The organism is Variovorax sp. PAMC26660 (assembly GCF_014302995.1).
GTDB lineage: Bacteria > Pseudomonadota > Gammaproteobacteria > Burkholderiales > Burkholderiaceae_C > Variovorax.
The window spans coordinates 4,108,083-4,126,227 of the sequence record NZ_CP060295.1; the positions used below are offsets into that span (position 1 = coordinate 4,108,083).

General features: G+C 65.4%; 13 protein-coding genes. 10 read left to right on the forward strand and 3 right to left on the reverse strand.

Annotated elements, in window-relative coordinates; all coding sequences use genetic code 11:
- Nucleotides 1-3: 3 nt before the first annotated feature.
- Complete coding sequence (locus H7F35_RS19390) at nucleotides 4-1,005, reverse strand: Bug family tripartite tricarboxylate transporter substrate binding protein (RefSeq protein ID WP_187108224.1); 1,002 nt, start codon at nucleotides 1,003-1,005, stop codon at nucleotides 4-6.
- Nucleotides 1,002-1,925 carry a LysR family transcriptional regulator gene (locus H7F35_RS19395; RefSeq protein ID WP_187108225.1) on the reverse strand — a complete coding sequence of 308 codons (924 nt, stop codon included), beginning with the start codon at nucleotides 1,923-1,925 and terminating at the stop codon, nucleotides 1,002-1,004. Before H7F35_RS19395 ends, H7F35_RS19390 begins: the two co-directional genes overlap by 4 nt.
- A gap of 119 nt (nucleotides 1,926-2,044) precedes the next feature.
- On the opposite strand from H7F35_RS19395, the gene H7F35_RS19400 reads away from it, so the two are divergent.
- From H7F35_RS19400 to H7F35_RS19410, 3 genes are read left to right on the forward strand one after another with little or no spacing between them, the layout of a single operon-like run.
- Nucleotides 2,045-4,846 (forward strand): tannase/feruloyl esterase family alpha/beta hydrolase, encoded by a 2,802-nt coding sequence (locus H7F35_RS19400; RefSeq protein WP_187108226.1) that lies wholly within the window; start codon nucleotides 2,045-2,047, stop codon nucleotides 4,844-4,846.
- The gene (locus tag H7F35_RS19405; RefSeq protein WP_187108227.1) at nucleotides 4,843-6,192 is read left to right on the forward strand and encodes an alpha/beta hydrolase family protein; all 1,350 of its coding nucleotides are present in this window, start codon (nucleotides 4,843-4,845) and stop codon (nucleotides 6,190-6,192) included. Before H7F35_RS19400 ends, H7F35_RS19405 begins: the two co-directional genes overlap by 4 nt.
- A gap of 29 nt (nucleotides 6,193-6,221) precedes the next feature.
- Nucleotides 6,222-7,196 carry a tripartite tricarboxylate transporter substrate-binding protein gene (locus H7F35_RS19410; RefSeq protein WP_187108228.1) on the forward strand — a complete coding sequence of 325 codons (975 nt, stop codon included), beginning with the start codon at nucleotides 6,222-6,224 and terminating at the stop codon, nucleotides 7,194-7,196.
- Between the two features lie 31 nt (nucleotides 7,197-7,227).
- On the opposite strand, the gene H7F35_RS19415 is transcribed toward H7F35_RS19410, so the two are convergent.
- Nucleotides 7,228-7,938, reverse strand: coding sequence for a FadR/GntR family transcriptional regulator (locus tag H7F35_RS19415; RefSeq protein ID WP_187108229.1), 711 nt, complete (start codon nucleotides 7,936-7,938; stop codon nucleotides 7,228-7,230).
- A gap of 256 nt (nucleotides 7,939-8,194) precedes the next feature.
- Between H7F35_RS19415 and H7F35_RS19420 the strand changes: the two genes are divergently transcribed.
- The 7 genes from H7F35_RS19420 (at nucleotide 8,195) to H7F35_RS19450 (ending at nucleotide 18,134) form a co-directional block, all read left to right on the forward strand.
- On the forward strand, nucleotides 8,195-9,256 hold the full coding sequence (locus H7F35_RS19420) for a porin (protein WP_187114342.1): 1,062 nt from the start codon (nucleotides 8,195-8,197) through the stop codon (nucleotides 9,254-9,256).
- 122 nt (nucleotides 9,257-9,378) lie between these two features.
- Nucleotides 9,379-12,264, forward strand: a complete 2,886-nt coding sequence (locus H7F35_RS19425) for a PDZ domain-containing protein (protein ID WP_187108230.1) — start codon at nucleotides 9,379-9,381, stop codon at nucleotides 12,262-12,264.
- A 131-nt stretch (nucleotides 12,265-12,395) separates the two neighbouring features.
- The gene (locus tag H7F35_RS19430) at nucleotides 12,396-13,274 is read left to right on the forward strand and encodes an amidohydrolase family protein (protein WP_187108231.1); all 879 of its coding nucleotides are present in this window, start codon (nucleotides 12,396-12,398) and stop codon (nucleotides 13,272-13,274) included.
- Nucleotides 13,275-13,281: 7 nt separating this feature from the next.
- Entirely contained in the window at nucleotides 13,282-14,802 is a 1,521-nt protein-coding gene (locus H7F35_RS19435) for a sugar ABC transporter ATP-binding protein (protein ID WP_187108232.1), read from the forward strand.
- 19 nt (nucleotides 14,803-14,821) lie between these two features.
- Nucleotides 14,822-15,847 carry an ABC transporter permease gene (locus H7F35_RS19440; protein WP_187108233.1) on the forward strand — a complete coding sequence of 342 codons (1,026 nt, stop codon included), beginning with the start codon at nucleotides 14,822-14,824 and terminating at the stop codon, nucleotides 15,845-15,847.
- A gap of 30 nt (nucleotides 15,848-15,877) precedes the next feature.
- On the forward strand, nucleotides 15,878-16,828 hold the full coding sequence (locus H7F35_RS19445) for an ABC transporter substrate-binding protein (RefSeq protein ID WP_187108234.1): 951 nt from the start codon (nucleotides 15,878-15,880) through the stop codon (nucleotides 16,826-16,828).
- Nucleotides 16,829-16,853: 25 nt separating this feature from the next.
- Entirely contained in the window at nucleotides 16,854-18,134 is a 1,281-nt protein-coding gene (locus tag H7F35_RS19450; protein ID WP_187108235.1) for an L-fuconate dehydratase, read from the forward strand.
- The last annotated feature ends 11 nt before the right edge of the window (nucleotides 18,135-18,145 follow it).

Below are 18,145 nucleotides of genomic sequence, written 5' to 3' on the forward strand. Positions count from 1 at the left end.
CAGTCAGTCGAACTGCGACCGGTCGCCCGCCACCAGCTCGCGGTTGCGCCGACGGTCGATGGTGATTTCGTGTGCGAAGTCTTCGATGCTGCCGCCAGCCGGCAGGTTGTAGGCGCCACGCAAACGCGCAAGCACGGCGTCGCCGCGCAGCACGCGGTTGATCTCCATGTTGAGCCGCTGCACCACCGAAGCCGGCGTGCGCGCCGGCGCGAAGATGCCGAACAGCGAATCGCGATTCGCCTTCTCGAAGCCCAGTTCCGCGAGCGTCGGCACCGCAGGCAGCGCCTCGATGCGTGCAGGCGCGCCGACCGCCAGCGCCTGAAAGCGGCCGCCCTCGATGTACTGCAACTGCTGCGCAGCCACGTTGGTCGACAGCACCTCGAACTGCCCGCCGAGCGCATCGTTGAGCTGCGGACCGCCGCCCTGGTAGGGGATGTGCGTGATGTCGGTGCGGCTTTGCATGCGCACCTGCGCGAGCACCATGTGGCCGATGGTCGCCACGCCCGAGGTGGCCCAGCGCACCGCCCCGGGTTGGCTGCGCGCACGCGCGATCAGCTCGCCGAAGCCGCGGCCGGCGAAGGCCGGCGTGCCGACCACCAGCACCGGCGTGCGCATCACGCTGGCCACGGGCGCGAAGGCGCGCAGCGGGTCGTAGGGCACGCGGGCGATCAGCGGATGCAATGTGAGCGGGCTGATGGCGGAAAAGGCCAGCGTGCAGCCGTCGGGCGTGGCACGCGCGAGTGCATCCATGCCGAGGCTGCCGCCCGCGCCGGGGCGGTTCTCGATCAGCACCGGCACGCCGAGCGATTGCGACAGCGGATCGGCCAGCACGCGCGCCATGCCGTCGCTCACGCCGCCGGGCGGGTAGACCACGATCAGGCGCACTGGCCGATTGGGCCAGGGTGATGGCGCTGCGTAAGACAGCCGCGGCATCGCGCACACAGCCGCCAACCCCGCGCCCACGCGGCGCATGAAGTGGCGGCGCTGGAGCGGTGGCACGGTCATGATCCCGGATTCTCGGCCGCGAGCTTGCGCAGCAGCGCAGCGAAGTGCTGTGCGGGCAGGTTGTCTTCTTCGGCGCGCGACACCAGCGTGAGCGGCGCGTCGAGCTGCCCGCCATCGGCCAGCTGCGTGTAGGCGATGGCGTGTGCATGCACACCGGTCATCGAGGCCGGCACCACCGACAGGCCGACACCCGCGGCCACGAGATTCAGGTTGGTCATCATGCGATCGACTTCGGCCACCACGCGCGGGCGCAGGCCCTTGGCGTGGCACAGCGCGAGCAGCTCGGCATAGAGGCCGGGCGCGCCCGGACGGCGCACGAGGATGATGCCTTCCTCGCACAGCTTCGACAGCGGCAACGGCCGTGAAGTCTTCTTGCCGGCCGCGAGGGCAAAGCGGTGGTCGCTCGGCATGGCGACCCACACCGGCTCGCGCAGCAGTGTCTCGAACACCAGCCCCTCGGGCCGCGCCACCGGCACGCGCAGCAGGCCGCAGTGCAGCCGGCCCGCAGCCAGTGCGTCGGTCAGCTCTGCCGCGTTGTCTTCGCGCAGTTGCAGTTCCACGTTGGGGTGCGCGCGGCGGAACGCGCGCAGCGCCTCGGGCATGAAGCGGTGCGCCGCGGCCGAACTGGTGAAGCCGAATGCGAGCGTGCCGGCCTGGCCGCTGGCCACGCGCGCCATGCGCTGCTTCATGGCGTCCATGTCCTGCAGCATGCGCAGCGCCTCGACCTGGAACAGCCGGCCTGCGTCGGTGAGCGCCACGCCGCGCGGGTGGCGCTTGAACAGCAGCACGCCCAGCTCGCGCTCCAGCGCCTTGATCTGCAGGCTCAGCGGGGGTTGCTGAATGCCCAGTTGCTCGGCGGCGCGCGTCATGTGGCCGGTGCCTGCAACGGCCACGAAGTACCTCAGTGCCCGGATATCCATATGTTTTTCATATTGAAAGTGCCTCTTTATTTTATTTGACCCGAAGTCACTCGTGAATCTATCGTCCGGCCGCCCATTCAAAAAGCAGCCCGATGAGGCTGCATGCCGGAGACAAGACCATGCGCTCATTGCGCCCCGCATCGATGATTCATCGCGCCCTTCGTGCGTGCCGTTCGTTCGGCCCCGCGATCGGCATCTCGCTCGCACTGGCCGCCTGCGGTGGCGGCAGTGGGGGAGGGGGCTCGGGCTTCTTCCCGAGCCTGCCCGTGAACCCGCCCACCAGCGGCAACGGCAACAACCCGCCCGACGGCCCACCCGACAACCCGCCGCTTGCGCCTGTGCAGCCCGTGCTGTCCTGCGCGGACCTTGCCGGCAAGAGCCTGCCCGCCGCACTGATCAGCCTGCCCACGCAGGGCGCCACCGTCACCAGCGCCACGCCCGTGGCGGCGGGCGCTGCCGGCAACCAGTTGGGCGATTACTGCCGCGTGCGCGGCACCATCCAGCCCGTCGATGCCAGCGCGGGCGCGATCAACTTCGCCGTCAACCTGCCCGAGAAGTGGAACCAGAAGACCATCCATTTCGGCGGCGGCGGATTCGACGGCGTGCTCATCGACGGCACCGAGGTCATCCGCTTCGGCCCTGCCGACAAGCCCGCGCCGCTGGCGCTCGGCTATGCCACCTACGGCGACGACTCGGGCCACCAGTCGAGCAGCATCACCGACGGCAGATTCGCGGCCAACGACGAGCAACTGGCCAACTACGGCGGCCTGTCGCTCAAGAAAACGCGCGACGTGGCACAGGCGCTGGTGCTCGCGCGCTACGGCGTCGCGCCGAGGCACGCCTACTTTCTCGGCACCTCGACCGGCGGGCGCGATGCGCTCAGCTACATCCAGCGCTGGCCGCTGGACTACGACGGCGTGATCGCCAACGAGCCCGCGCTCAACTACACCGGCACGCGGCTGTCGAACGTGGCGGTGGGGCGCGCGCTCTACAACAACAACGGCGCGGGCTGGATGGACCTGAGTGAGACGCTGATGGTGCAGAAGGCGGCGATGCAGGCCTGCGACAAGCTCGACGGCGCGGCCGACAACATCGTGAGCAATGTCGAGAGCTGCCGCATGCTCAATGCGCAGATCGTGGCGTCGCTGCGTTGCCCCGGTGGGACCAAGACGAGCAAGACCTGCCTGTCGGACGCGCAGATCGCCACCGTGAACGCCATTGAATTGCCGCTGGACTTCAGCACCTATTCGCTGGCCAACGGCGTGAAGCGCGCGGGCGGCTACAACCTGCTCGAAGGCGCGCTGGTGGCGGGGCCGTACACCACGCGTGATCTCGGCACGCGCAGCGTGCCCGGCAATCCCGCCACGTCTTCCGACGCCAACATGTACGTCACCGGCGACCAGTGGGTGAAGTTCTTCGTCACGCGCATCGCGGGCTTCGACACGCTGACCTTCGATCCGGTGAACCCGGGCAGCTATGCCGCACGCGTGACCGATGTGTCGAACCTGACCGACGCGACCAACCCGAATCTTGCGCCGTTCTTCGCGCATGGTGGCCGGCTCATCATGCTGCACGGCCTGGCCGACGAGGTGATCAGCCCGAACTCGACCATCGACTACTACAAGCAGCTCATCGCCACCGTGGGCCAGGCGGCCGTCGACCAGAGCGTGCGCTTCTACACCGTGCCCGGCATGGGGCACGGCACCGGCAGCTTCATTCCCAACTGGGATTCGCTGGCCGCGCTCGAGGGCTGGGTCGAGGCCGGCCTGGCGCCCGCCACCGGCGTGGCGGTGGACGCCGTGGCCGGCACCTATGGCCGCACGCGTCCGCTGTGCCAGTTCCCGGCATGGCCCAAGTACCGCGGCAGCGGCAGCCTCGACGCGGCCGTCAACTACAGCTGCGTGACCGAGGTCGGCGATCCGCTGGCTTGCCCGAACCTGCCTGCGTCCGTGACCAGCTACAAGGGCGGCAACAGCTTCGGCGAAGAACTGCGCGTGCAGATCGACCCGGCCACCATGGCCTATACCGTGACCATCGATGCGAGCCTGCAGCGCGCCGCTGGCACGCAACGCACCGGCTCGCTGGTGTCGGAGAGCAACTGCAGCTATGCCAGCGCCGAGAGCGGGGCGGTCTTCACTTTCGCGCCGGGCGGCGTGCTGCTGGGCGGCGTGCTTCCGCCCAGCGGCGGCGGCTTCTCTCCATTGGTGGCATTCCAGAACACCTTCGAGAACTCGGCGAACCCGAAGGTGTTCAACTCGGTGGCCTTCATCTTCAATGCGGTGGGCGTGGAAATGGGCAAGGATGGCGCGGTGGCATATTCGGCGTCGGGGCGGCTGCGCAATGCCGGCAGCTTCCAGTACTGCCATGACCCGGTGTCCAACAGCTTCATGTTCTACGACCAGACCTGCAAGTTCACGGAGAAGGGCTACATCACCTACAACGGCACCCGTGGCGCTTTCGACATGTACACGACCTCGACCACGAAGGCCGGCACCGCCGACACCACAGGCGGCACGCTCACCGGCTCGATGGTGATCGGACTGGTCAACGGTGCGCCCGTGCAGTTGTACCTGCGGCGTGCGTCCACCCCCGTACTGGCCGCCGACTCTTTCACGGGCCTGGACACCGTCATCGACCCGGGCCTGCGCATGCATGCGCCGCAACTGGCCCTGGCGTCCGGTGCGGCCGACGGCAGTTACGTCACGGCCAGTGTCAAGGGCGAAAGCCATGAGGCTGCCGTGTCGGGCAACAGCTTCAATCTTGGCGGTGCCGCAGCAACCCTGACCTACAGCACGCTTCTGCCGGGCGTGGTGCAGGCCGATGCGGGCCGCCCGGGCAGTTTCATCTTCAACAGCGGCGTCCTGGGCTTCGTCTCCACCGACGGAACGAACGCGGCGCTGGAACTCGGAGTACGCCATTGAAAAAAACACTGTCCAGCCTCGCGGCATTCGCGCTGATCGGCGCGGCGCCGATGCTTTCCGCGCATGCGGCGCCCACCGGGCCCAAGGCCGCCACCTGCCCCACGCCGGTGCCCGAGGCCGCGCGCTGCTACACCGGTGAGGACGGCACGGGCGCGCTCTACTGGATCGCTATCCCGAAGGACTGGAACCGCGGCGTGCTCGTGATGCACGCCCACGGCGGCCCCGAGACCGGTGCGCCCAACCTGGCGCGCAGCGCGGAAGACCTCAAGCGCTGGGCCGTCACCGTGAAGGCCGGCTATGCCTGGGCCGGCTCCACCTACCGGCGCGGCGGCTACGGCGTGACCATGTCGGCCGAAGACACCGAGCGCCTGCGCCAGATCTTCGTGCGCCATTTCGGCCAGCCGCGCCGCACGCTGCTGCACGGGCAAAGCTACGGCGGCGGCGTGGCCGCCAAGGCGGCCGAACTGTACGCACCCGCAGGCGGTGCAAAGAGCCCTTACGACGGCTTGCTGCTCACGAGCGGTGTGATCGGCGGCGGCAACAACAACTATGACTTCCGGCTCGACCTGCGCGTGGTCTACCAGTACGTCTGCCGCAACCATCCACGCTCCGACGAGCCGCAGTACCCGCTGTGGATGGGCCTGCCGATGGATTCAAAGCTCACGCGCGCCGACCTTGTCGAGCGTGTGAAGGCCTGCACCGGCGTCGGCATGCCCGCCGCGCAACGCACGCCCGAGCAGGCGATGCGGCTCAAGACCATCCTGTCGGTCGTGAAGATCCAGGAGCGTTCGCTGCTCGGCCATCTGACCTGGGCGACCTGGCTGTTCCAGGACCTCGTGCAAAAACGGCTGGGAGGCCACAACCCCTTCGGCAACATCGGCGTGCGCTACAGCGGCTCGGCCGACGATGCGGCGCTCAATGCCGGCGTGTTGCGCTACGCAGCCGATCCGCAGGCCAAGGGCGCATTGGCGGCCGACAGCCAGCCCACCGGCCGCACCTCGCTGCCCACGGTCGGGCTGCATGCCATCGACGATCCGACTGCGTTCGTCGAACTCGAAAACGCCTACCGCCGCATCCGCGATGCGGCCGGCACCGGCGGCAACCTGGTGCAGAGCTTCAGCGCCGAGCACGAGCACAGCTACCTGAGCGATTCGGAATACCCCGCGCTCTTCGCCGCGCTGCTCGACTGGATCGACAAGGGCGAGAAGCCCACGCCGGAAGGCCTCGCGCAGCGTTGCAAGGCGCTGATGCCGCGCTATGACACCGACGGCAAGAACGGCTGCCACATCCAGCCCGCGTGGCAATCGCCCACGCTCGAAAGCCGCGTGCCTTCGCGCGCCCCCTGAATTCCCTTGATCCACTTGACGGAGACTTCATGAAAAAACTGTTCGCCCTCGCGGCGATTGCCCTTGCTGTCGGCGCGCACGCGCAAGACTTCCCGAGCGGCAAGTCCATCACCATCGTCGTGCCTTTCGCGGCCGGCGGCCCCACCGACCGCGTGGCACGCGACCTGGCCGAGGCACTGCGCAAGCCGCTGGGCGGCGGCACCGTCATCATCGACAACGTGCCCGGCGCGGGCAGTTCCATCGGCGCAGCCAAGGTGGCGCGCGCCACGCCCGATGGCTACACGCTGCTGCTCAACCACATCGCGATGGCGACCGTGCCGAGCCTGGTGCGCAACCTGCCGTTCAAGGTCGAGAGCGATTTCGAGTACCTGGGCATCGTCAACGACGTGCCGATGACGCTGATCTCCAAGCCCGGCATTCCCGCGACCAACTACAAGGAACTGACGACCTGGATCGCGGCCAACAAGGGCAAGATCAACATCGGCAATGCGGGCGTGGGTTCGGCCTCGCACCTGTGCGGCCTGCTGTACCAGAGCGCGACCAAGACCGAGATGACGGCCGTTCCCTACAAGGGCACGGCGCCGGCCATTACCGACCTGATCGGCGGCCAGATCGACCTGCTGTGCGACCAGACCACCAACACCACGCCGCAGATCCAGGCCGGCAAGGTGAAGGCCTTCGCGGTGACCACGCCCAAGCGGCTCGCGCTGCCGATGCTCAAAGACCTGCCCACGCTCGACGAGGCGGGCCTGAAGAATTTCCAGGTGACGATCTGGCACGGCCTGTATGCGCCCAAGGGCACGCCCGCGCCGGTGCTCAAGAAGCTCAACGATGCGCTGAAGGTGGCGCTGAAAGACCCGGACTTCATCCACCGCGAAGAGCTGCTGGGTGCCGTGGTCGCGACCGATGGCCGCATCGAGCCCGCGGGTCACAAGAAGTTCGTGACGGAAGAAATCGCCAAGTGGACGCCGATCATCAAGGCGGCTGGCGTCTACGCGGAATAGTCGCGTTGCAGCGACAGGCAGGAAGCGCCGCTCAGAGGGCAGAGGCCGGCGCTTCCCCTGTCCATCGCGCATGCGATGCGCTCAGGTGATGGAGCATTGCCGCCACGGCAGCTTGTGGGTCTCGCGCCTCCAGCGCACGGTAGATCGCCTCGTGTTCGACGAAAGCGGCCTTCCAGGCCTGCGAGTCTTCCGTGCGCGCACTCATTCGCGATGAGATCGGGCTGTGCCGCCCATCGAAAAGCTCCCCCACGAGCCTGACAAGCACAGAGTTGCCCGTCATCTCCGCAATGGTGAGATGAAAGCGCCGGTCGTTCTCGATCTGCATGCGTCCGTGCAGGCCGTCCTGGCGCATGTCCTCCAGGCAACTCTTCACGCGGTCCAACTGGTGTGAGGTGACGCGGGCCGAGGCCAGCGTGACCACCGAGCCTTCGAGCATCGCGCGGGCCTGCATCATTTCGGACGGGCTTTCGCCGACCGCCGGCGTCTCGCGCTCGGAGGTGTCCTGCGCTGCACAGACATAGACGCCCGAACCCATCCGTATCTCGATGCGCCCGTCGATCTCCAGGGCGATCAGCGCTTCGCGCAGCGAAGGCCGGGACACCCCCAACTGCAAGGCCAGTTCCCGCTCCGGAGGCAAGCGTGCGCCGGAAGGCAGGTTGCCGTTCCGGATGAAAGCGCGGATCTGGTCGGCGATCTGCTGATAGAGCCGTCGGGTGTCGGCGGGTTTGGCGGGAGGAAGCATCTGGGTTAACTAAAGGACTAGGCGGGGCTATCTGGTCATGCCAGTTTGACACCCTGAACCCCGTCGATTTGCGCTCATCGTGCCTTCTTTCTTACGGGGAAACCCGAAAAGGGTTTGTTCTGGTAAGGCCAATTTTGCCTTATGGCAAAGTGGTCATACCAAATTGGTAAGGCCAAAAAAAGCTGCCGCACACCGGCAGGTGTGCTTCTGGTTGCCTCGCCATCCTGGAACAACAAAAGGAGACAAGACGATGAAGATGAATTTCGGATCCATCGCTCTGGCAGGCGCCCTGTGCGCCTGTCTCGGCATCGGTGCTACGGGCGCTCAAGCCCAAAGCAGCGTGACGCTCTACGGTCGCGTGGTGGCAGGTGTCGACTACCAGAACAACATTGCCGACGCGTCGGGCAAGGGCGGCGGTACCTTGTGGCGCCACGCCGGCAACCAGTGGGGCACCAGCATGCTGGGCGTCAAGGGCACGGAGGACCTGGGCGGCGGCATGGCCGCCCTGTTCGTGCTCGAAGGCGGCTTCGATCTGCCCGCGGCCAAGCCCAACGGCGCCGACCTGCTGCTCAACCGGCGCGCGTATGTCGGCCTGCAGGACTACTGGGGCAAGCTGGTGCTGGGCAAGAACCTGGCGATCTCCAACGACGTTTGGTACATCGACCCCACGGGCCAGCAGTTCATCGGCACCGCCACGCTGGTGCGCGGGCGCAACTGGCAAGGCAACGACAACGGCATCGAATACACGACGCCGACCTGGGGCGGCTTCAGCGCCACCGTGCAAACGGGCCTGGGCGAGCAGACCGACGGCTTCACCAAGCTGCGCAAGGACGGCATCTCGCTGGTCTACGCCGCATCTTCGTACGAAGTGCGCGCCATCTACGACGTGGCGCGCGACAAGAACGGCAAGTACTCCGACCTGTTCAACACCTCCAAGGAGTTCACGCTCGGCGGCACCGCCACCTTCGACGACCTGAAGATGTTTGCCGGCTACCAGCGCCTGTCGGCACCCGATGCGCCGCTCAATGCGCCGAGCAAGGCCAACCACTACTGGGTCGGCGCCAACTACAAGGTCACGCCCTGGCTGACCTTGATCGGGTCCGTGTTCCGTGTCACGCAGAACCGCAACGCCGGCAGTGCCAACCTGTACATGCTGGGCGCCAACTATGCGCTGTCCAAGCGCACGTTGCTCTACGCGTCGATGGGCAAGGTCTTCAACAGCGCCACGGCCAACTTCTCGGTGGAAGCCACCAACAACAACCCGCCCGCAGGCGGTCGGCAGACCGGGACGTACTTCGGGATGAGCCACACGTTCTGACGCCGGCCGGTATCACTGCAATCACCAGGGGAGTCGAAAAAATGATGACTGGAGGATGTACTGTGTCCGCACCTGCAACGCACAAGAAGGAAGGGTGCCGGCCTTCTTTTATCGGCGGCGCAATGGCTGCGATGGTCTTGATGCTCGGGCTGCAGGGGTGCGGCGGCGGAAGCGGCGGTGGCGGCTTCTTTCCGCCACCTGCTGGCGGCGGCAACCCCGTGGCCCCAGCCGATCCGGTCACGCCGGTGGACACGGCGAATCTCTATGTCTCTCCAACCGGCAACGATCAAAACCCCGGCACGCAAGCCCGGCCTTTCGCCACGCTGAAGCAGGCTGTGCTGAAGGCCGCCAGCGATGCGCAGGCCGGCGCCGTGCCGCCTGCAGGACGGACGATCTTTCTCGATCAAGGCACGCACTACCTGACCTCGACCGTGGTGCTGGGGCCGGAGCTTTCGGGCACACCAGGCAAGCCCTTCGTGATCACGGCGGTGCCCGGCATGCAGCCCGTGCTCAGCGGCGCGCGAAAGCTGGCTGGGCTGCAGTGGGCGACCACAGGCAACGGCGTCTGGACCGCCGCCACCGATGGCACCGATTTCGACGACCTCTACATCGACGGCGAGCGCCAGGTGCGTGCGCGCTATCCCAACTTTCAACCCCGCGACCCGGCCGGCCCGAGGATTTTTTTCAACGGCAGTGGAGCGGCGACGGACTCCGCGCGCGTTGCGAACTGGAAGAACCCCAAGGGCGGGTACGCGCATGTGATGCTGAACGGCGAATGGGGCGACATTCACTACCAGATCAAGGGCAAGAAGCCCGATGGCACGCTCGATCTGGGCGAGGGGACCGGCAACTACCGCATGGAGCAAGGGCCGGATTGGAACGTGAGCTTCGTCGAGAACATCTTCGAGGAACTCGATGCGCCGCAGGAGTGGTTCCATGACGTGGCCGCCAGAAAGCTCTACTTCATTCCGAAGACGGGTGTCGATCCGAGGACGGCATTGCGGGTCGAGGTGAGCGGCGGCGTCGACAACGGCCTGGTCGAGCAACTGATCGTGTTGAAAGGCTCGGAGGCCACGCCGATTCACGACGTGGCGATCAAGGGATTGACGCTGACGCAGACCGGCAACACCTTCATGAAGACCACCGAACCATTGCTTCGCAGCGACTGGAAAGTCTTTCGGGGCGGTGCCATCTACATCGAAGGTGGCAAGGACCTGGAGGTTGCAGGCAACGACATGCATGCGCTGGGCGGCAATGCCGTGTTCGTCAGCGGCTACAACCGCGGCATTGCCGTGCGGGGCAACGAGATCCAGGACATCGGCGCCAGCGCCATTCTTTTCGTGGGCTCGCCGGAGGCGGTTCGCTCGCCCGGTTTCCACTACGCCGCCAGAACAAGCTACACCGACATGGACAAGACGGTCGGGCCGAAAACCAATGCCTACCCGGCCCAGTCCATTGCCGAAAACAACCTGATCCATGACATCGGCTTCAGGGAAAAGCAGGCGACAGGCGTAGAGATCTCGATGGCGTCAGAGATCACGGTGCGCAGCAACAGCATCTATGGCACGCCGCGCGCGGGCATCAACATCGGCGACGGCACCTGGGGCGGCCATGTGCTCGAGTACAACGACGTATTCGATACCGTGCTGGAGACCGGCGATCACGGCGCGTTCAATTCCTGGGGGCGCGACCGGTACTGGGGCCAGTTGCCGGCGGGCAACGGCGGCGTTGCGAATCTGGACCTTGCGGCGAACCCATTGATGCCCTTCCTGGATGCGATGAAGCCCGTCACGATCCGCAACAACCGCTTTCGTTGCGACCATGGCTGGGACATCGACCTGGACGACGGTTCGACCAACTACGTGATCGAGAACAACGTCCTGCTCAAAGGCGGGCTGAAGAACCGCGAGGGTTTCAAGCGCATCAACCGCAACAACATCCTGGTGAACAGCACCTTCCATGCGCATGTCTGGTTTGCGAACAGCCTGGACCATTTCGAGCACAACATCGTGATGGGGGCCTATCAGCCGATCGGCATCAACAGCGGCAACAAGGGCGAACTCGTCGACAACAACCTGCTGCCGACCAGCGCCGCGCTGCAGGCGGCGCAGGCAATGGGGTGGGATGCGAACTCGAAGTACTCAGGCGATCCCATGTTCGCCGATGGCGCCAAGGGCGACTTCACGGTCGCGGCCAGCTCGCCGGCCCTGACTGTCGGATTCCAGAACATCGCCATGGACAAGTTCGGCGTGCAGGACCCGCGGCTGAAGCCCAAGGCCCAGAAGCCGATCTTCGACCCGCTGAACATTCAGGTGGTGACGCTGGAAACCCCGTCCGACTTTCTGGGTGCCAAGGTCAAGTCGGTGGAAACGGAAGGCGAGCGTTCGGCCGGCGGGTTGCCCAGCGTGGCGGGCGTGCTGGTGCAGTCCGTGCTGGCCGGATCGGATGCGGCGAACAGCGGCGTACTGGCCAACGATGTGTTCCTTCAGGCAACCGTTGCAGGCCAGGCGAAGAACATCGTGGACAGCAACGACCTGAATGCCGCCCTGGGTGCAGAAGCGGCGAACGGCAAGCTGCATGTGAAGGTCCAGCGAAACAATCTGCCGGTGGAGTTCGATCTGCTCTTCCCGTCGTCGGCTGTGCACAACGACGATTGGTCGGGCATCGTCTACACGGGCAACTGGGGGAGTTCGACCGGACGCAGCCAGTCTTCGGGCGACTTCAACTTCGACATTCACTACACCCAGACGAATGGCGATGCGATGAGCGTCACCTTCACCGGAACCGGCATCCGCGCACTGGCGCCTGTCGATACGACGGCGGTGCAGTTCTCGGCCTCGCTCGACGGTGCAGCGGCGCAGAACATCACGATCCCCGCGGTTGCCGTCTACAAAGGCCAGAGAACGGCCTACAGCGTGTCGGGCTTGGCCACGGGCTCGCATACCTTGGTGCTCAAGAAGGTGTCGGGTGCGTACTTTCAGCTTGATCGCGTCGACGTGACGAAATAGGCCGGCCGATGAAACCTACCTCCAACCCGACAACATCGCAACGCTGTTCGCAGCGATTGACGACGGCCTCGTGCTCTGAATGAATGAGCCCCGCCATGGACCCAAGCCCCACTGCCGATGATTTGAAACGCATGGCAACACGCATCGACTCGCATCAGCATTTCTGGCAGCCCGCGCGCGGCGACTACACGTGGCTGCGCGCCGATGTGCCGGTGTTGGCACCGCTGGTGCGCGACTTCATGCCGCAAGACCTGATGCCGCTGCTGGAGGCGCACGACGTCACGCAGACCGTGCTGGTTCAGGCGGCCGACTCGCAAGCCGAGACCGACTTCATGCTCGAACTCGCGACGGCCCACGAATTCATCGGCGGCGTGGTCGGCTGGGTCGACCTGAGCCGGCCCGAAGCTGCTGCATCGCTGGAGCGCATGGCGCGCCACCCGAAGTTCAAGGGCGTGCGGCCGATGCTGCAAGACCTGCCGGATGACGACTGGATCGTGCGTGCGCCGCATCCCGACGCGCTGCAGGCGCTCGTGCGGCTGGGCCTGCGCTTCGATGCGCTCGTGAAGCCGCGGCATCTGGGCGCGTTGTTGCGCTTCCTGCGCGAATGGCCGCAACTGCCGGTGGTGATCGACCATGCGGCCAAGCCGCCGGTCGGTGAAGCCGACGGCGAAGTCTTCGCCGCATGGCGCCATCGGATGCGCGAGATCGCTGCGCTGCCGCAGCAGGTCTGCTGCAAGTTCTCGGGCCTGTGGACCGAAGCGCCGTCCGCGATGTACCGCGATGCCGACGTTGTGGCCCACGCCGTGCGCCCCGTGTGGGAGCACCTGCTCGAATGCTTCGGCCCCGGCCGCCTCATGTGGGGCAGCGACTGGCCCGTGCTCACGCTCGCGGGTGATTACGCAGGCTGGATCGCCGTGAGCGAAGCCTTCATCGCGCAGTTGTCGACCGGCGAGCAGGCGCAAGTCTGGCGCGGCACCGCGCAGCGTTTCTACGACCTTCAGCCCGCTTGAACATCGCATGCAGCAACCCATCGTCACCATCCGCGACCTGTGCAAATCTTTTGCCGGGGTGCGCGCACTCGACAAGGCACAGTTCGATCTGCTGCCCGGCGAGGTGCACGCCCTCATGGGCGAGAACGGCGCCGGCAAGTCCACGCTGATGAAGGTGCTCGCGGGCGTCTACAGCAAGGACTCCGGCGAGGTGACGTTCAACGGTCAGCCCGTGGACATCGCGAGCCCGCGCGCCGCACAGGCGCTGGGCATCGGGATCATCCATCAGGAGCTGAACCTGATGAACCACCTGAGCGCGGCGCAGAACATCTTCATCGGCCGCGAACCGCGCGGGCGCCTGGGCTTGTTCATCGACGAAGAGGCCATGAGCGCCGAAACGCAGCGCATCTTCGAGCGCATGAACCTGCGGCTCGATCCGCAAACGCCTGTGGGCGAACTCACGGTTGCCAAGCAGCAGATGGTGGAGATCGCCAAGGCGCTGTCCTTCGATTCGCGCGTGCTCATCATGGACGAGCCCACCGCCGCGCTCAACAACGAAGAGGTGGCCGATCTGTTCCGCATCATCGGCCAGCTCAAGTCGCAGGGCGTCGCCGTGGTCTACATCTCGCACAAGATGGATGAGCTCAAGCGCATCGCCGACCGCGTGACCGTGATGCGCGACGGCCAGTACATCGCCACCGTGCCGATGGCCGACACGCCGATGGACTCGCTCATTGCCATGATGGTCGGGCGCCAACTCACTGAAGTGGAGAACGATTTCCCGGACACCTCGGGCAACGAGATCGTGCTGGAGGCCCGCGGCATCACACGCGGATCGATGGTGCGCGATGCGAGCTTCGTGCTGCGCAAGGGCGAGATCCTGGGCTTTGCGGGGCTCATGGGCGCGGGCCGTACCGAGCTGGCGCGCGCCGTGTTCGGCGCTGACGCCATCGACTCGGGCGAAGTCCGCGTGCGCGGCAAGAAGGTGTCGATCAAGTCGCCGCAAGACGCGGTGTCGCACGGCATCGGCTACCTGTCGGAAGACCGCAAGCACTTCGGACTTGCCACCAGCATGGACGTCGAAACCAACATCGTGCTGCCCAGCATGAAGAAGTTCGTGTCGATGGGCGTGTTTCTCGACCAGGCCGCCATCGAGGCGGCCGGCCAGCGCTACGTGAAGCAGCTCAACATCAAGACGCCTTCGGTGCACCAGCAGGTGCGCCTGCTCTCGGGCGGCAACCAGCAGAAGATCGTGATTGCCAAGTGGCTGCTGCGCGACTGCAGCGTGCTCTTCTTCGACGAGCCCACGCGCGGCATCGACGTGGGCGCCAAGGCCGAGATCTACCGCCTGCTCAATGCGCTGGCAGAGCAGGGCAAGGCCATCGTGATCATCTCGTCGGAACTGCCCGAGATATTGCGCATGAGCCACCGCGTGCTCGTGATGTGCGAAGGCCGCATCACCGGTGAACTGACGGGGCGCGAGGCTTCGCAAGAAAAAATCATGCAGCTCGCCACCCGCCGCGAAGTTGCTTCCGCCGCAGCCCATTGATTTCGACTGGAGATAATTCTTGACGACCCCCACCGCCACCACCGCTGCATCGCCTGGCTTCTCGCTGAAGGCGCGGCTCTTTCGCCCGGCCACGCGACAGAAGATGCTGGCCTTTGCCAGCCTGATCGTGCTGATGGTGTTCTTCAGCGTCGCGTCGCCGCAGTTCCTGCAGGCCGACAACCTCGTGAGCATTCTTCAGTCGACCGCAGTGAACGGCGTGCTGGCCATTGCCTGCACCTTCGTCATCATCACGGCGGGCATCGATCTGTCGGTGGGCACGCTGATGACCTTCTGCGCCGTCATGGCCGGCGTGGTGCTCACCTACATGGGCATGCCGCTGGCGTTGGGCATTGCGGCCGCCATCTTCTTCGGCGCGCTGGCCGGCTTCGTGTCGGGCGTGCTGATCGCCAAGCTCAAGATCCCGCCCTTCATTGCCACGCTCGGCATGATGATGCTGCTCAAGGGCCTGTCGCTGGTGATTTCGGGCACCAAGCCGATCTACTTCAACGACACGCCCAACTTTTCTGCCATCTCGCAAGACTCGCTGATCGGCTACGTCATTCCGTCGCTGCCGATTCCGAACGCGGTTCTCATCCTGTTCGTGGTGGCGATTGTTGCGAGCATCGTGCTCAACAAGACCATCCTCGGGCGCTACACCTTCGCGCTCGGCAGCAACGAAGAAGCGGTGCGCCTGTCGGGCGTCAACACCGACTTCTGGAAGGTCATTGTCTACACGGTGAGCGGAGGCATCTGCGGCATTGCGGGCCTGCTGATTGCCTCGCGCCTGAATTCTGCGCAGCCCGCATTGGGGCAGGGCTATGAACTCGACGCGATCGCGGCGGTGGTGATTGGCGGCACCTCGCTCAGTGGCGGCACCGGCACCATCGTCGGCACGATCATCGGCGCCTTCATCATGAGCGTGCTGACCAATGGTTTGCGCATTCTCTCGGTGGCGCAAGAGTGGCAAACCGTCATCACCGGCGTGATCATCATTCTTGCGGTGTACGCCGACATCCTGCGCCGCCGCAGCAACAGCAAGCACTGACCCGATTTCTACAACCACAGGAGACTTTGCATGATCAAGAGAAGAGCAGTCACAGCCACGCTCGGAGCGGCCCTCATCGGCCTGTCGGGTTTTGCGCAAGCGCAGACGCAAGAGATTTACATCCCGCTCGTGTCCAAGGGCTTCCAGCATCAGTTCTGGCAGGCCGTGAAGTCGGGGGCCGAGCAGGCAGGAAAAGACTTCAAGGTGAAGGTCACCTTCGAAGGCCCCGAGACCGAAGCCATGGTCGACAAGCAGATCGACATGCTCTCCGCCGCGCTCGCCAAGAAGCCGCAGGCCATCGGCTTCGCCGCGCTCGACAGCCAGGCCGCCATTCCGCTGCTGAAGAAGGCGCAGGCCGCGAAGATTCCCGTGGTGGCTTTCGACTCGGGCGTGGACAGCGACATTCCCGTCACCACCACCACGACCGACAACAAGGCCGCCGCCGCACTCGCCGCCGACAAGATGGCCGAGCTGATCGGCAAGTCCGGTGAAGTCGCGCTGGTGGTGCACGACCAGACCAGCCGTACCGGTGTCGACCGGCGTGACGGCTTCGTCAACCGCATCAAGTCGACCTACCCGAACATCAAGATCGTGAGCGTGCAGTACGGCGGCGGCGACCAGCTCAAGTCGACCGAGATCACCAAGTCGATCTTGCAGGCCTCGCCCAACCTCAAGGGCATCTTCGGCGCCAACGAAGGCTCCGCCATCGGTGTGGTCAATGGCGTGAAGGAGATGAAGCGCAACGGCAAGGTCGTGATCATCGGCTACGACTCCGGCAAGCAGCAGAAGAACGCCATCCTCGACGGCAGCATGGCCGGCGCCATCACGCAGAACCCCGTGGGCATGGGCTACAAGACCGTGGAGATGGCCGTGAAGGCGATCAAGGGCGAGAAGCTGCCCAAGATCGTCGACACCGGGTTCTTCTGGTACGACAAGACCAACATCGCCGATCCCAAGATCGCGGCCGTGCTGTACGACTGATTTTTCCTGGAGACCTGAAGACCTCATGACCATTGTTCGATCGATGCGCGTCCTCGACGTGCGCTTTCCCACCTCGCAGCAGCTCGACGGCTCCGACGCGATGAACCCCGACCCGGATTACTCCGCGGCGTATGTCGTGCTGGAAACCGATCAACCGGGGCTCGAAGGTCACGGCCTGACCTTCACCATCGGCCGTGGCAACGAGATCTGCTGCGCGGCCATCGAGGCCATGCGCCATCTGGTCGTGGGGCTCGATCTGCAGTGGGTGGCGCAGGACATGGGCCGCTTCTGGCGGCACATCACCTCCGACAGCCAGTTGCGATGGATCGGCCCCGACAAGGGGGCGATCCATCTTGCGACCGGGGCCGTGGTCAATGCGATGTGGGACCTGTGGGCCAAGTCCGAAGGCAAGCCCGTGTGGCAACTGGTTGCCGACATGAGCCCCGAGGAACTGGTGCGCTGCATCGACTTTCGCTACATCACCGACTGCATCACGCCCGAAGAAGCGCTCTCGCTGTTGCGTGATGCGGCTGTGGGCAAGGCCGAGCGCGTTGCCACGCTGCAGGCCGAGGGCTACCCCTGCTACACGACTTCGGCCGGCTGGCTCGGCTACTCCGACGAGAAGCTGCGGCGGCTGGCGCAAGAGGCGGTCGATGCGGGCTTCAACCACATCAAGCTCAAGGTGGGGCGCGACCTGCAGGACGACATTCGCCGCCTGACCGTGGCGCGCGAAGTGCTCGGGCCCGATCGCCATTTGATGATCGACGCCAACCAGGTCTGGGAGGTCGACCAGGCCATCGACTGGGTACGGCAACTCGCCTTTGCCAAGCCCTGGTTCATCGAAGAGCCGACCAGCCCCGACGACGTGGAAGGCCACCGCAAGATCCGCGAAGGCATTGCACCGGTCGTGAAGGTGGCCACCGGCGAGATGTGCCAGAACCGCATCATGTTCAAGCAGTTCATCATGCGCGGCGCCATCGACGTGGTGCAGATCGATGCGTGCCGGCTCGGTGGCGTGAACGAGATTCTGGCGGTGATGCTCATGGCCGCCAAATACAAGCTGCCCGTGTGCCCGCACGCCGGCGGTGTGGGCCTGTGCGAGTACGTGCAGCACCTGTCGATGATCGACTACCTCTGTATCTCCGGCATGCGCGAAGGCCGCGTGATCGAGTACGTCGATCACCTGCACGAACACTTCGTCGAGCCCTGCGAGATTCGCGGCGCGGCGTACATGCCGCCGAAGGGCGCGGGCTTTTCCATCACCATGAAACCCGAATCGCTCGAACGCTATCGCTTTCGCGGATGAGCAGACAAAGG

Coding starts and splice junctions, on each gene's coding strand:
- H7F35_RS19390 (WP_187108224.1), bottom strand. CDS start 1,005: ATGACCGTGCCACCGCTCCAGCGCCGCCACTTCATGCGCCGCGTGGGC.
- H7F35_RS19415 (WP_187108229.1), bottom strand. CDS start 7,938: ATGCTTCCTCCCGCCAAACCCGCCGACACCCGACGGCTCTATCAGCAG.
- H7F35_RS19420 (WP_187114342.1), top strand. CDS start 8,195: ATGAATTTCGGATCCATCGCTCTGGCAGGCGCCCTGTGCGCCTGTCTC.
- H7F35_RS19435 (WP_187108232.1), top strand. CDS start 13,282: ATGCAGCAACCCATCGTCACCATCCGCGACCTGTGCAAATCTTTTGCC.
- H7F35_RS19450 (WP_187108235.1), top strand. CDS start 16,854: ATGACCATTGTTCGATCGATGCGCGTCCTCGACGTGCGCTTTCCCACC.
- H7F35_RS19410 (WP_187108228.1), top strand. CDS start 6,222: ATGAAAAAACTGTTCGCCCTCGCGGCGATTGCCCTTGCTGTCGGCGCG.
- H7F35_RS19430 (WP_187108231.1), top strand. CDS start 12,396: ATGGCAACACGCATCGACTCGCATCAGCATTTCTGGCAGCCCGCGCGC.
- H7F35_RS19425 (WP_187108230.1), top strand. CDS start 9,379: ATGGCTGCGATGGTCTTGATGCTCGGGCTGCAGGGGTGCGGCGGCGGA.
- H7F35_RS19400 (WP_187108226.1), top strand. CDS start 2,045: ATGCGCTCATTGCGCCCCGCATCGATGATTCATCGCGCCCTTCGTGCG.
- H7F35_RS19395 (WP_187108225.1), bottom strand. CDS start 1,925: ATGGATATCCGGGCACTGAGGTACTTCGTGGCCGTTGCAGGCACCGGC.
- H7F35_RS19445 (WP_187108234.1), top strand. CDS start 15,878: ATGATCAAGAGAAGAGCAGTCACAGCCACGCTCGGAGCGGCCCTCATC.